The organism is Paenisporosarcina macmurdoensis, assembly GCF_042658845.1.
GTDB classification, from domain to species: Bacteria; Bacillota; Bacilli; order Bacillales_A; family Planococcaceae; genus Paenisporosarcina; species Paenisporosarcina macmurdoensis.
In genome coordinates, this window is the sequence record NZ_JBHSRI010000002.1 from 418,398 (window position 1) to 431,540 (window position 13,143).

Genomic DNA, 13,143 nt, shown 5'->3' on the forward strand with positions numbered 1-13,143 from the left:
TGATTGAAAGGTTGAGGAATTTTGGAAGAACAGCAATTTGTCTATGACAAAATGTACCCAACTGCTCGCTTTTTATATGACTTCCTTCCAACCTACGAAATGGCAGGATATGCTCTTTTTCTTGTCATTTTCGTACTTTCTATAGTAGTTTATAAACTCGGTTTTGCTAAGAAGTTAAAGATGTCTCAAAATGTAGTTATTTATCTCTTTTTGTTTTTGGGATGCATAATGCTAACATTTTTAGCTTTCTTCCTACCCGTTGTGGAAGGATTAATAGTTGCTGCAATGATTTTAATTTTATATAAAATTCGTTTGCACAATGAAAAAAAGAGAAGCGCTAGCGCAAGCTAGTACTTCTCTTTTTTTATTGTTTTCAAATATAAGAGTGGTAATACCCAGGCATATATCAAATGAGCGATTGTCCAGTAAGTAAATGCTAGCCAATCATTCCATGCCGGAACCTCTTTAATTGCGGAAACACTTAAAATAAAATATAAACCCAGTGTAGGTAAACATAAGATAAAACTTAACAACCATAACTTTAATAGGGATTTCTTAAAATGTAGTAATTCTGCTAGGTAAATAAATACATAAGCAATACAGATAGAAACGATGACGTGAAAAAGAAATTCAATAGGTTCAGACCATTCAATTTGACCTATAAATGGAATGAAGTCAACATTTAGCAATAAGGTATAAACCCGAATTTGGCTGACAAACTCAACTAATTTTAGAAGTAAGCCTAGCAAAATACCGCTAGCTATTCCCATGTATAAAGTACTGATAATTTTATGTTTAGTAGTCATTAGAAATCTTCTTCTATTTTGCGGGAGCTTTTGTAAAATACAAAATGCCCAGTTGCTAAACGAGCGGTTGTTTTTTGTTCAATCCGCTCATGGCAAGGATCACACATATATGTATGAATTGGGCGATTTCGGAGTTTTTTTGCTTGAGGTGAATCATCAAGTAATTGATTGATGGTATCACAAATGACACATTTTACACGCATCGAACTAACCTCCTAATCTACTCGAACTGCTGACACATGTTTAATGGGGTTTTCTAAGTTTGAACCATCTGCTAGAAGTACGTAGACAGGACCATCTTCACGTAATGGTTTTCCATCTTGACTATATTTAAAGATAATAGAGTCTGCTTGTTCTAGTGAAAAAGAATGTTCTTCACCGCTAGCTGTTTCGATAATTACAGCTTTAGCACCATCTTTTATTTCAGCATTTTTCAAAAAATGCTTTAAATAGATACCAAATGTACCTGTTAACATTTTAGTTCTCTCATATTTCTTTTCGGTTTTTATAGTTGGTGGTAAAGTTGCGCCTTCCATTATTTCACGAGACCAGTGAGCGGACATTTTTTTTGTATAGTCTTCCAACTCATTTTTTTCAATTTGTTGTTCCGTGAAAAATGTATTTAAATCGATGCGTCGATCATCAAAAATCCACACCGCTGGATCTAGTGTTATTTTAAAATTGACTTCGCCTTTTATAGGAATAATGATTTCCATTCTGTTGGTGCCTCCAATACAAATTGCGTTTCATCTATAGGTAGTTCAAAAAGTCCTTTAAAAATAGCTGTCGCATCTCTTCGTTGGCTTGCTTCTCTGGTCCTCACGTATTAACACCTTACGTTCCGGTCCTCGAAGGATGTACCTCCTCGACCTACTTGGCTCTTTTTATGATCCTTTTTGAATTCGCTCTTATAGTATAACCTTTTGACTAAAGGTAAAAAAGAATTAAGTTTGTAAACATTGGTTTTTGAAGCGATACTTGCAATTTTGTCTCTAGAAAGATACAATTTATTAAGACAATATAAGGTAATGGGGGCGTCCTCATGGATACTAAATCACAACAATCGTACCAGCAAAGAGCTGTTGAACTTTTAAAAGCCGATGCTGAGAAAATAGCAAAATTGATCAAGGTTCAAATTGATCATTTAACATTGCCACAATGCCCACTATACGAAGAAGTCTTAGATACCCAGATGTATGGTTTATCTAAAGAAATTGATTTTGCCGTAAAACTAGGTCTTATGGAGCGTGAAGAAGGAAAGATAATTCTTTCGACACTTGAAAAAGAACTATCAGTAATGCACGATGCTTATACAAAGAAATAAGTAAGAAACTCAAACTCAATATGTGTTTGAGTTTTTTTGCTAGATAAAAGAAAAAGAGGTTTCCCATGATTTCATATATAAAACGCTACACAAAAAACTTTGATTACCCATTATTTATTACATACATGTTCTTATGTCTTTTTGGGTTAGTAATGATTTATAGTGCCAGTATGGTTTGGTCCGTAAATGTATATGGCTATGAATCGGATTTTTTTTATAAACGACAAATCATAAACTTATTAGTTGCTTTTCCCGTATTTTTAATAGGTGCATTTATTCCGTATAAGCACTATCGACGCAAACCAATAATGGCATTGATGCTTTTTGTCATGTTTGGGTTTCTCGCTAGCGTTCACTTTATAGGTGATGATGTGAATGGTGCTCAAAGTTGGATCAATCTAGGTCCACTAAGATTGCAACCTTCTGAACTGGCAAAAATTATATTAATCTTATATTTTGCTAGTGTCTTTGCTAATAAAAGAGCGAAAGGGAATTTAGATTCACTTGAAAATTCAATTTCTCAGCCTATAATTGTGTTAGTCTTGGCATTTTTCTCCGTATTAAGTGAAGTTGATATGGGATCAGCTGCAATTATGTTATTTGTAACAGTCTCAACATTATTGGCAAGTGGTATACGCTTTAAGACTTTTGCTAAACTGTTCGGAATAATATCTGCTGCAATCGTTGTTTTGTCGCCAATTCTATATTTATTCCGTGGTCGATTTATTACACCGAAGCGAGTGGAGCGCTTAGAAGCTTTCTTGAATCCATTTAAGTATGAGCAAGAGTCAGGATTTCAAATTGTAAATGGCTATTTAGCAATCGGGGCAGGAGGAATTAAAGGGCTGGGTTTAGGACAATCTATTCAAAAACAAGGCTATCTACCGGAACCACAAACGGATTTCATCATGGCCATTATTGCTGAAGAATTAGGTATACTTGGGACTTTACTTGTAATTGGTGGTCTCGGATTTATTGTTTTACGTGCTTTTAGTATTGCTTTAAGTACAGAAGATACTCAAGCGCGTATGATTGCCACCGGTGTTGGTAGTCTAATAGGCTTTCAAACTTTCATTAACTTAGGTGGGCTTTTAGGCTTAATTCCTCTAACAGGAGTGCCTTTGCCTTTTATTAGTTATGGCGGAACGTCTGTTGTTTTGTTATCTTTAGCTATGGGAATATTGTTAAATGTCTCAATGTTTGTAAAGTTCGAAAAAACACGAAGCTAAGGGGTGTCGTCTCATTATGAAAACGATTCAAAAGATTTTAGTAGCTAACCGCGGAGAAATTGCCATTCGTATCTTCCGGGCATGTACCGAATTAAACCTGCCGACCGTATCGATCTATTCAAGAGAAGACAGTGGTTCATTCCATATATACAAAGCAGATGAATCGTATTTAGTTGGAGATGGTAAAAAACCAATTGATGCTTATTTAGACATTGAAGGAATTTTGAAAATCGCTAAGGATAGTGGCGCGAATGCGATTCACCCAGGATATGGTTTTCTTTCTGAAAACGCAGATTTTGCAAGACGCTGTGAAGAAGAAGGAATTATATTCATCGGTCCTACTTCTGAGCATTTAAATATGTTTGGAGATAAAGTAAAAGCCCGTACACAAGCTGTATTAGCGGGTATACCTGTTATACCAGGTAGTGACGGACCTGTTCTAACTGTAGAAGAAGTAAAAGCTTTTGGTGACGCAAATGGATACCCTTTAATGGTGAAAGCTTCATCAGGCGGAGGCGGTCGTGGGATGCGAGTTGTTCCAACAGCAGATGATGTAGAATCGGCCTTTGAACGAGCGAGTTCAGAAGCGAAAGCTGCTTTTGGTTCAGACGAATTATACGTAGAAAAATTGGTTGAAAAGCCTAAACATATTGAAGTTCAGATATTAGGAGATAAACATGGTAATTTGGTTCATCTATATGAGCGTGATTGTTCAATCCAACGAAGACATCAGAAAGTAGTTGAAATTGCCCCTTCCAACTCCATATCAAATGAATTGCGAAATCGTATTTGCGATGCAGCGGTTAAGTTAATGAACAATGTAAAATACATAAACGCCGGCACAGTTGAGTTCTTGGTCGCTGGAGATGAATTTTATTTCATCGAAGTAAATCCTCGAATTCAAGTTGAACATACCATTACTGAAATGATAACGGGAATTGATATCGTTCATACTCAAATTCATATTGCAGATGGTTCAGTATTACATGAAGAAGAAATTGGTATGCCAGCTCAAAAAGACATTCCATTGTTTGGATTCGCTATTCAGTCACGTGTGACCACAGAAGACCCTTTAAATCAATTCATGCCTGATACTGGCAAATTGAGTGTATATCGCTCTGGAGGAGGGTTTGGTGTCCGTTTAGATGCAGGTAATGGCTATCAAGGTGCTGTTATTTCTCCTTATTACGATTCTCTATTAGTAAAAGTATCAACATGGGGGAAAACGTTTAAAGAAGCTGCTGCAAAAATGGATAGAAACCTACAAGAATTTCGTATTCGCGGCATAAAAACAAATATTCCGTTCTTAGAAAACGTTGTCAAACATCAGAATTTCATCACAGGAAATTTCAATACTAGCTTTATTGATTCTACTCCTGAATTATTTTTGTTCCCAACTCGAAAAGACCGTGGAACTAAATTATTAAATTATATAGGGAACGTTACAGTAAATGGATTCCCAGGAATCGAAAAAGATTTGAAGCCGGTTTTCGCTGTTCCAAGAAAACCACAAATTGATTTACTTGTTCCTCCAATGTCTGGTACTAAACAAATTTTGAATGAGCGTGGAGCAGAAGGTCTTGTTAAATGGATTCACGAGCAAAAAGATGTGTTGATAACTGATACAACCTTCCGTGATGCACATCAATCGCTTCTTGCGACTCGCGTTCGATCTAATGATATGTATGAAATTGCAGAGCAGTCGGCGAGAGCTATGCATGATGCCTTCTCGTTTGAAATGTGGGGAGGGGCAACATTTGACGTTGCCTATCGATTCTTAAAAGAAAATCCATGGGATCGATTACTGAAAATGCGTGAGATGATTCCTAATGTGTTACTTCAAATGCTCGTACGTGGAGCTAATGCTGTTGGATATAAAAACTATCCAGACAATGTTATTCGCGAGTTTATTAAAGAGTCAGCCGAAGCAGGTATCGATGTATTCCGAATCTTTGATAGCTTGAACTGGATTAAAGGAATGGAAGTTGCCATTGATTCTGCTCGTCAATCAGGTAAAATCGCAGAGGCAGCGATTTGTTACACAGGTGATATTTTAGATGATAATCGTGCTAAATATACAGTGGCTTATTATAAAGAAATGGCCAAAGAATTAGAATCTGCAGGAGCTCATATTTTAGCGATTAAAGATATGGCTGGGTTATTAAAACCGGAAGCGGCCTATCGTTTAATCTCAGAGTTAAAGGAAACGGTATCATTACCTATTCATTTACACACACATGATACCAGTGGTAACGGTATTTACTTATATGCAAGAGCGATCGAAGCTGGTGTTGACATCGTCGATACAGCCCTTGGAACGATGGCTGGATTAACATCACAACCAAGTGCCAATTCATTATCCTATGCCTTAAAGGGCAGTAAACGTGAAATACGTACAGATATAAAAGCTCTTGAGCAACTATCTCATTACTGGGAAGATGTACGTAAATATTACAAAGAATTCGAATCAGGTATGATGAGTCCACATACAGAAATTTATGTTCACGAAATGCCTGGTGGTCAATATTCTAACTTGCAACAACAAGCAAAAGCAGTAGGACTAGGTGCTCGTTTTGAAGATGTAAAAGAAATGTATTCAAATGTAAATATCATGTTTGGTGACGTCGTAAAAGTAACTCCTTCTTCCAAAGTGGTAGGGGATATGGCACTCTTTATGGTCCAAAATGATTTAACTGAAGAAACGGTATTGACACGTGGGAAAACAATTGATTTCCCAGATTCAGTTATTGAATTTTTCCAAGGGTACATCGGCCAACCCTATGGTGGATTCCCTGAAGAAATACAAAAAGTAATATTAAAAGATCGTGAAGCCATTACGGTACGTCCAGGAGAATTGTTGGAACCCGTTGATTTTGAACAATTGAAAGTAGAACTTTTCCACAAACTTAGTCGACCAGTCAACAGCCATGAAGTCCTTGCATACGCGTTGTATCCAAAAGTGTTTGACGAATATTCAGTCATGGAGAAAAAATTTGGTGATGTATCAGTACTTGATACGCCAACTTTCTTATACGGGATGCGTTTAGGGGAAGAAATAGAAGTTGAGATTGAAAAAGGGAAAACGTTAATTATTAAAATGGTATCAATTAGCCAACCGCAATCAGATGCCAATCGAGTGATTTATTTTGAATTAAATGGTCAACCTCGAGAAGTAATCATTCAAGATATGACAGTTGAGTCTGACGTTATACAGAAGCCTAAAACAGATCTTTCAAATCCAAGTCATATTGGTGCAACAATGCCAGGTACGGTTTTGAAAGTTGTAATTGCGAATGGTAGTCGAGTGAAACGCGGCGATCATTTACTTATTACGGAGGCAATGAAAATGGAAACAACGGTTCAAGCTCCATATAATGGTGTAGTGAAAGAAATTCATGTTTCAGCAGGAACTTCTATTGCGAAGGGTGACTTATTAATAGAAATGGAAAAAGAATAAAATAAAAGCAGTTCCGCGGTTAGCGGAACTGCTTTTATTTTTGTGTTGTTTTAGAGCGGCTACGTGATAGAAGTAATATCATATAACACAATAAACCGAATAGTAAGGATATCAATAGGGAATGAACTAAAGCAAAGTATAAATTAAGTTTAGTTAAAACGACGAGCATGCCTGCGATTACTTGAAGTGAAACAATAACAAAAGCAATCATCCAACCGTAGAATAAAACTCGCTGGTCTTTATATTGTTTAAATGCATGCCAAGCAATATATGCAATCCATATAAAAATCAAAGCTGCAGCAGTTCGATGTCCCATCTGTACCCATTCGTAAAGATTTGCAGGGAAAGAAAATTTATCGTTGTTACACAGTGGCCAATCCGAGCATATTAAACCAGAATCTGTATGTCGAACGAGTGCGCCTGTGTACACTACAATATAAGAATAAAGCGTAACTCCGACTGTATGCCATTTTAATTTTGAACCAATCCTTAATTTATCAGCATCAAATTTCCGATCAACTTCGAAAATAAGGAGTGTTAGCAATAACACGGAAGCAAAAGACAGTAAGGATATGCCGAAATGGAGGGCTAAAATAAAATCACCTTGTCCCCACAAAACTTGTGCAGCTCCAATTAAGGCTTGTAGAATCAAGAAAAACATAGCCATTACAGCTAAGAATTTTGTTTCGCGTATATGACCCATCACTTTCCATGACCACACCGATAATATTAATATAAGAAAACCGACAGATCCAGTTACGACCCGGTGAGAAAATTCAATTAACACTTCTGTAGTAATATTATCTGGTATTAATTGTCCATTACATCCTGGCCAATGTCTGCCACAACCCATGCCACTATCTGTTTTGGTCACAAGTGCTCCACCAAGAAGAATGAGCAACATACCGATTGTTGCAGCAACAGCAAACCATTTTAAGTATTTACTTTGTTGCATGAATGACACCTACTTTGTATAATACTAGTCGCTAAAAAGCGATACCTGCTTGTTTGATAATAGCTAAGAAAAAGCCAAAATACAATGTCTAGCCAACAAACTCCAACAATACGATTCGCCTTTTCACAAATTGTTCATAAAAAATTCTTTTTCCATTCACAAACCTATCCCAGAAATGCTTTAGTATAGAGATGTTGTGTATCGTTGACAAGAAACCGCTTTATGCGTTTTATCGAATTTCAAGTTAGATATAGAAATAACTTCAGTTTTTCGATATAGTAAAGGAAGCGGAATATGCTTACAACTTTGAAAGGGGGAGTTTCATGTCAAACGGTCGAGCGATTTCTGCAAGTGCAGATGCGAATCCTGTAACAACATCTTTTGTTAAGGACTTTCTTGCTTTAATCAAGATTGGAATTGTAAACTCAAACCTGGTAACTGCGTTTACGGGATTGTGGTTAGCTTTCCAATTTTCAAATCGTCACTTTTTAGACGAACTAGATTTGATGTTCTACACACTATTTGGTGCAGCTTTGATTATTGCTGGTTCAGGAGCAATGAACAACTTCATCGATCGTGATATTGATCCGATAATGTCAAGAACAAAATCAAGACCAACTGTGACTGGCAGATTTAAACCTACTGCCGTATTGTCCGTTTCTCTATCCTTTTTAGTTGTTGGTGAGATTTTGTTGTTTATGGCATCGGTTTCCGCTGGAGTTTGGGGACTAGCTGGTATTATCAGTTATGTTGTTTTATACTCCATGTGGTCAAAAAGAAAGCATGTAAGCAATACCATTGTTGGAAGTATTTCTGGTGCCATTCCACCCGTCATTGGTTGGGCGGCAGTTGAACCAACTTTAGGATGGGGAGCACTTGCACTATTTCTCATCATGTTTGCTTGGCAACCACCTCATTTTTATGCACTTGCAATGAAACGAACGGAAGAATATCGAGCAGCGGGGATTCCAATGTTGCCGGTTGTTAAAGGGTTTGCTTATACGAAGCGCTCCATGCTGCTGTGGATTTTAGTTCTTTTTCCTCTTCCATTCTTACTCATGCAGCTCGGGATATGGTTCCTCGTCCTGGCAACTGTGTTAAATCTAGGTTGGCTCGCACTTGCACTAAAAGGCTTTAAAGCGGAAGATGATTTAAAATGGGCAAAAGGCATGTTTATTTATTCCTTAAATTACATGACCATCATGTTTGTTTCGATGATTATTTTCTCGATTTTTAGCTAACTATTGGGATTCTTTCTTTGAATGTAGAATTCATATAGAATGGAACCAGAACTAATTTACATTTGAATACTTAAAGGAAGAGGGGGTTGATTAAGCTATGATGAAAGGGATCAAAAAATGGCGTCTCTTTTCACTTGTGACTGCTCTAATGGTCTTTTTATCTGGATGTGGTGACGAGCGGTTATCGACACTAAAGCCAGCGGGACAAGTCGGAAGAGATCAATTAAATTTAATGGTACTTTCAACAGGTATCATGGTTCTTGTAATTGTTGTGGTTATGATCGTTTATATTCTCGTAATCATGAAGTTCCGTCGTTCTAAAGTTGGGGAAAATGTGATTCCAAAACAAGTTGAAGGAAATCACACACTTGAACTTATTTGGACAATCATTCCAATTATTTTACTTTTAATTTTGGCTGTTCCAACTGTAATTGCTACATACAACTTAGCTGACGTAAGTGGCATGGATAAAAAGGATGAAGACGGTAATGCAAAAGCGGTTACTGTTAACGTTAAAGCAAATCTGTACTGGTGGGAATTTGAGTATCCTGATTTAGGAATTGTAACTGCTCAAGAATTAGTTGTGCCGACCAAAGAAAAGGTTTACTTTAACCTAATAGCAGCGGATGTAAAACACTCATTCTGGATTCCTGCTGCAGGTGGTAAATTAGATGTAAACGTTGATAATCTCAATAAGTTCTATTTAGAATTTGACAATGCTTCAGATGGCCTTGAAGATGGCGTGTTCTATGGTAAGTGTGCGGAACTTTGCGGTCCTTCACATGCGTTAATGGACTTTAAAGTTAAATCTTTAGAACGTGATGACTTTGATGCATGGGCTGCAGATATGAAAGCTTCTGCTGAAGAACAAACACCTGAAGGTGACGTAGCTCAACAAGGTCAAGAAATCTTCAATACTAGCTGTATCACGTGTCATGCTGTATCAGGCTCAGGTTCTACAGGTGGTGTAGGTCCAAACTTAGCAACGTTCGGTGATCGTAACCGAGTCGCTGGATTTATGGAACATAATGAAGAAAAAATTAAAGCGTGGATTAGTAATCCAGAAGAATACAAACCTGGAAACTTAATGCCACAACCAAAAGAAATTAATAATGGTAAGGATTTTACAGATCAAGAGCTCACAGCTCTGACAGAATACTTAATGGGACTATCTGTAGAAGATTGATCTTCTAGAGAATGACAAGAAGGAGGTTAAAGTTGTGAGTTTAATCGCACAGAAAAAAGGCTTTGGAGCCACTCTTTGGGACTATTTAACAACAGTAGACCATAAGAAAATTGCCATCCTTTACCTCATAACCGGCGGATTTTTCTTTATCGTTGGTGGTATTGAGGCTATGCTTATACGTATCCAACTTGCAAAACCTGACAATGACTTTGTGAGTGCAGGTTTATACAACGAAATTATTACAATGCATGGTACAACCATGATTTTCTTGGCAGCCATGCCACTTATATTTGCTTTTATGAACGCCGTTGTACCTCTTCAAATTGGTGCACGTGACGTAGCTTTCCCATTCTTAAACTCTCTTGGTTTCTGGATGTTCTTCTTTGGAGGAATTTTCTTAAACTTATCATGGTTTATGGGTGGAGCACCTGACGCTGGGTGGACGTCTTATGCGTCCTTAGCATTAGCATCTCCAAGTCACGGTATTGATTTTTATGCATTAGGGCTTCAAATTTCAGGTGGTGGTACGTTAATCGCCGGAATTAACTTCCTAGTAACAATAATTAACATGCGTGCTCCAGGAATGACTTACATGCGTATGCCATTATTTACATGGTCTACATTTGTAGCATCTGCATTAATCTTATTTGCTTTCCCTCCTTTAACTGTAGGATTGTTCTTAATGATTTTTGACCGTATGTTTGGTGGGAATTTCTTTGATCATACTATGGGTGGTAATACAGTTATCTGGGAGCATTTATTCTGGATTTTCGGACATCCTGAAGTGTACATTTTAATTTTACCGATGTTTGGTGTATTCTCGGAAATTTTTGCAACTTTCTCACGTAAACGTTTATTTGGTTACTCAGCAATGGTCTTTGCAACTGTATTAATCGGTTTCTTAGGTTTCATGGTTTGGGCTCACCATATGTTTACAACGGGTCTTGGGGCAACAGCAAACGCAATATTCGCTGTAGCTACAATGGCTATTGCTGTTCCAACAGGTGTTAAAATCTTTAACTGGCTGTTAACAATGTGGGGCGGAAGTATTAAATTTACAGTAGCCATGTTATATGCTGTTGCATTTATTCCTATGTTCGTAGCCGGTGGTGTAACGGGAGTCATGCAAGCGTCAGCGCCTCTTGATTACCAATTACATGATTCTTACTTCATCGTCGCTCACTTCCATTATGTAATTGTGGGTGGGACAGTATTAGGATTATTAGCTAGCTTGCATTTCTACTGGCCATTAATGTTTAACACGATGTTAAGTGAAAAATTAGGGAAAATCACATTCTGGTTATTCTTACTTGGCTTTAACTTAACTTTCTTTGTTCAACATTTCTTAGGTTTACTAGGTATGCCTCGTCGTGTGTTCACATACGGAAAAGATCAAGGTTGGGATTTGTTCAATGCGATTAGTTCATCCGGTGCTGTTTTCATGGCGGTAGCTGTAATTATATTATTAGTAAATATCGTTATGACAATTGCTCAAAATAAAACTGTTGGCCGTGATCCTTGGGGCGATGGTCGAACACTTGAATGGGCAATTCCACAACCAATTCCTTTTTATAACTTTAAACAAACACCACTTGTTCGTGGTCTAGATGCATTCTGGATTGAAAAACAAGAAGGAAATAAAGAAGGAATGACATATGCTGAGCCAATCGGTGATATTCATATGCCAAACAATTCAATTATTCCTTTTGTCATGTCGTTTGGTTTATTCGTAGGAGCTTTTGGAGCTTTATATAACGGAGAACAGGCATGGGCAGTTCCGGTATTAATTCTAGGATTGTTAATTACATTTATATCTATGGGAACACGTTCATTGAAAGATGATCTTGGCTACCATATTCATAAAGAAGATTTGATGGATAATAAAGGGGGTAAACAGTAATGGACTTAAATACTAAGTACACCCCACAATCATGGCCGCAGAATCCAGAAAACTCGACACTAGAAGCAAAAAATAAATTCGTAGGTTTTTGGCTTTTCCTTGGTGGTGAAACTGTTTTATTCGCAAGCTTATTTGCTACTTACTTGGCTCTTAAAAACAAAGGGCCAGCTGGTATGGAATTCACAACACAACAGTTATTTGAGTTACCTTTAGTATTTATCATGACCATGTTACTATTAACATCATCTTTGACAAGTGTGTATGCTATGTATCACATGAAAAATTATAATTTCAAATCAATGCAAGCTTGGTTGATGATTACCGTTCTTCTAGGTGCGGCATTCCTTGGTTTTGAAATTTACGAGTTTAACCACTATGTTCATTTAGGATTTACTTATGATCAAAGTGCATTTAGTACTGCATTCTTTACTTTAGTAGGAACTCACGGATTGCATGTAGTCATTGGACTTGGATGGTTTATTCTTTTAATGATTCGTAATTCGAAACGCGGATTAAACCTTTACAATGCACCTAAGTTCTATTTAGCTTCACTATACTGGCACTTTATTGACGTCGTGTGGGTATTCATCTTCACGGTAGTCTATTTGATGGGAGTTGTGGGTTAAAATGGCACACGATGTACAAAATCAAATGAGAACTAAAACTGAGTTTGAATATGGCCGCCGTAAAGCTGCAAATGAAATGCGCGGTCAAGTGACGACTTTTGCGTTAATGATTTTTTTAACATTGATTGCATTTTCAGCAGTCTATGCTGATTTTTCTCCGAATTTAGTCGTACCAATCATTTTGTTATTAGCAGTAATTCAAGTAATTATGCAATTGTATTACTTCATGCATATGAGCCATAAAGGTCATGAAAATGCAAAACTGTTTTTATTCAGTGGATCAGTTGTTGCATTCATTACTGTATTAACATTCTTAACAATTGTTTGGTGGTAAGTAAAGAATCGAAAAGAGCTAGGGAAATTTATTTTCCTAGCTCTTTTTTTTATTAGATAGGAAAGTATATAATTTTAGTTCCATA

At 37.0% G+C, this 13,143-nt stretch carries 13 protein-coding genes; 9 read left to right on the forward strand and 4 right to left on the reverse strand.

Features of this window, described 5'->3' with window-relative positions; all coding sequences use genetic code 11:
- Positions 1-21 precede the first annotated feature (21 nt).
- Positions 22-351 carry a YlaH-like family protein gene (locus tag ACFPYN_RS01900; protein WP_377732207.1) on the forward strand — a complete coding sequence of 110 codons (330 nt, stop codon included), beginning with the start codon at positions 22-24 and terminating at the stop codon, positions 349-351.
- On the opposite strand, the gene ACFPYN_RS01905 is transcribed toward ACFPYN_RS01900, so the two are convergent.
- From ACFPYN_RS01905 to ACFPYN_RS01915, 3 genes are read right to left on the reverse strand one after another with little or no spacing between them, the layout of a single operon-like run.
- Positions 348-806 (reverse strand): hypothetical protein, encoded by a 459-nt coding sequence (locus ACFPYN_RS01905; protein ID WP_377732208.1) that lies wholly within the window; start codon positions 804-806, stop codon positions 348-350. The genes ACFPYN_RS01900 and ACFPYN_RS01905 overlap by 4 nt on opposite strands.
- Positions 806-1,009, reverse strand: coding sequence for a YlaI family protein (locus tag ACFPYN_RS01910; RefSeq protein WP_377732209.1), 204 nt, complete (start codon positions 1,007-1,009; stop codon positions 806-808). The genes ACFPYN_RS01905 and ACFPYN_RS01910 overlap by 1 nt, the downstream gene beginning before the upstream one ends.
- Positions 1,010-1,021: 12 nt before the next feature.
- On the reverse strand, positions 1,022-1,522 hold the full coding sequence (locus ACFPYN_RS01915) for a peptidyl-prolyl cis-trans isomerase (protein WP_377732210.1): 501 nt from the start codon (positions 1,520-1,522) through the stop codon (positions 1,022-1,024).
- Positions 1,523-1,848: 326 nt separating this feature from the next.
- On the opposite strand from ACFPYN_RS01915, the gene ACFPYN_RS01920 reads away from it, so the two are divergent.
- From ACFPYN_RS01920 to pyc, 3 genes are all read left to right on the forward strand, one after another.
- Positions 1,849-2,130: a DUF1507 family protein gene (locus ACFPYN_RS01920; protein WP_377732211.1), complete on the forward strand. Its 282-nt coding sequence runs from the start codon at positions 1,849-1,851 to the stop codon at positions 2,128-2,130.
- A 65-nt stretch (positions 2,131-2,195) separates the two neighbouring features.
- Positions 2,196-3,359 carry an FtsW/RodA/SpoVE family cell cycle protein gene (locus ACFPYN_RS01925; protein ID WP_377732212.1) on the forward strand — a complete coding sequence of 388 codons (1,164 nt, stop codon included), beginning with the start codon at positions 2,196-2,198 and terminating at the stop codon, positions 3,357-3,359.
- Positions 3,360-3,375: 16 nt separating this feature from the next.
- On the forward strand, positions 3,376-6,816 hold the full coding sequence (gene pyc / locus ACFPYN_RS01930; RefSeq protein ID WP_377732213.1) for a pyruvate carboxylase: 3,441 nt from the start codon (positions 3,376-3,378) through the stop codon (positions 6,814-6,816).
- Positions 6,817-6,850: 34 nt separating this feature from the next.
- Here the strand turns inward: pyc and ACFPYN_RS01935 are convergent, their stop codons facing one another.
- Positions 6,851-7,771 carry a COX15/CtaA family protein gene (locus ACFPYN_RS01935; protein ID WP_377732214.1) on the reverse strand — a complete coding sequence of 307 codons (921 nt, stop codon included), beginning with the start codon at positions 7,769-7,771 and terminating at the stop codon, positions 6,851-6,853.
- 323 nt (positions 7,772-8,094) lie between these two features.
- Between ACFPYN_RS01935 and cyoE the strand changes: the two genes are divergently transcribed.
- The 5 genes from cyoE to ctaF all read left to right on the forward strand — a co-directional run bounded on the left by cyoE (position 8,095) and on the right by ctaF (position 13,058).
- The gene (cyoE, locus tag ACFPYN_RS01940; protein ID WP_377732215.1) at positions 8,095-9,012 is read left to right on the forward strand and encodes a heme o synthase; all 918 of its coding nucleotides are present in this window, start codon (positions 8,095-8,097) and stop codon (positions 9,010-9,012) included.
- A gap of 97 nt (positions 9,013-9,109) precedes the next feature.
- Positions 9,110-10,198 carry a cytochrome c oxidase subunit II gene (gene coxB / locus ACFPYN_RS01945; RefSeq protein ID WP_377732216.1) on the forward strand — a complete coding sequence of 363 codons (1,089 nt, stop codon included), beginning with the start codon at positions 9,110-9,112 and terminating at the stop codon, positions 10,196-10,198.
- 34 nt (positions 10,199-10,232) lie between these two features.
- A complete protein-coding gene (locus ACFPYN_RS01950) occupies positions 10,233-12,098 on the forward strand; it encodes a cytochrome c oxidase subunit I (RefSeq protein WP_377732217.1) in 1,866 nt (621 codons plus the stop codon).
- Positions 12,098-12,724, forward strand: a complete 627-nt coding sequence (locus tag ACFPYN_RS01955; protein ID WP_377732218.1) for a cytochrome (ubi)quinol oxidase subunit III — start codon at positions 12,098-12,100, stop codon at positions 12,722-12,724. Before ACFPYN_RS01950 ends, ACFPYN_RS01955 begins: the two co-directional genes overlap by 1 nt.
- A 1-nt stretch (position 12,725) precedes the next feature.
- Positions 12,726-13,058, forward strand: coding sequence for a cytochrome c oxidase subunit IVB (gene ctaF, locus ACFPYN_RS01960; RefSeq protein ID WP_377732219.1), 333 nt, complete (start codon positions 12,726-12,728; stop codon positions 13,056-13,058).
- Positions 13,059-13,143: the final 85 nt, after the last annotated feature.

Excerpts from the sequence above, each read along its gene's own strand:
- ACFPYN_RS01905 (WP_377732208.1), bottom strand. The coding sequence starts at position 806 with ATGACTACTAAACATAAAATTATCAGTACTTTATACATGGGAATAGCT.
- coxB (WP_377732216.1), top strand. The coding sequence starts at position 9,110 with ATGATGAAAGGGATCAAAAAATGGCGTCTCTTTTCACTTGTGACTGCT.
- ctaF (WP_377732219.1), top strand. The coding sequence starts at position 12,726 with ATGGCACACGATGTACAAAATCAAATGAGAACTAAAACTGAGTTTGAA.
- ACFPYN_RS01910 (WP_377732209.1), bottom strand. The coding sequence starts at position 1,009 with ATGCGTGTAAAATGTGTCATTTGTGATACCATCAATCAATTACTTGAT.
- ACFPYN_RS01920 (WP_377732211.1), top strand. The coding sequence starts at position 1,849 with ATGGATACTAAATCACAACAATCGTACCAGCAAAGAGCTGTTGAACTT.
- ACFPYN_RS01955 (WP_377732218.1), top strand. The coding sequence starts at position 12,098 with ATGGACTTAAATACTAAGTACACCCCACAATCATGGCCGCAGAATCCA.
- cyoE (WP_377732215.1), top strand. The coding sequence starts at position 8,095 with ATGTCAAACGGTCGAGCGATTTCTGCAAGTGCAGATGCGAATCCTGTA.
- ACFPYN_RS01915 (WP_377732210.1), bottom strand. The coding sequence starts at position 1,522 with ATGGAAATCATTATTCCTATAAAAGGCGAAGTCAATTTTAAAATAACA.
- pyc (WP_377732213.1), top strand. The coding sequence starts at position 3,376 with ATGAAAACGATTCAAAAGATTTTAGTAGCTAACCGCGGAGAAATTGCC.
- ACFPYN_RS01925 (WP_377732212.1), top strand. The coding sequence starts at position 2,196 with ATGATTTCATATATAAAACGCTACACAAAAAACTTTGATTACCCATTA.
- ACFPYN_RS01935 (WP_377732214.1), bottom strand. The coding sequence starts at position 7,771 with ATGCAACAAAGTAAATACTTAAAATGGTTTGCTGTTGCTGCAACAATC.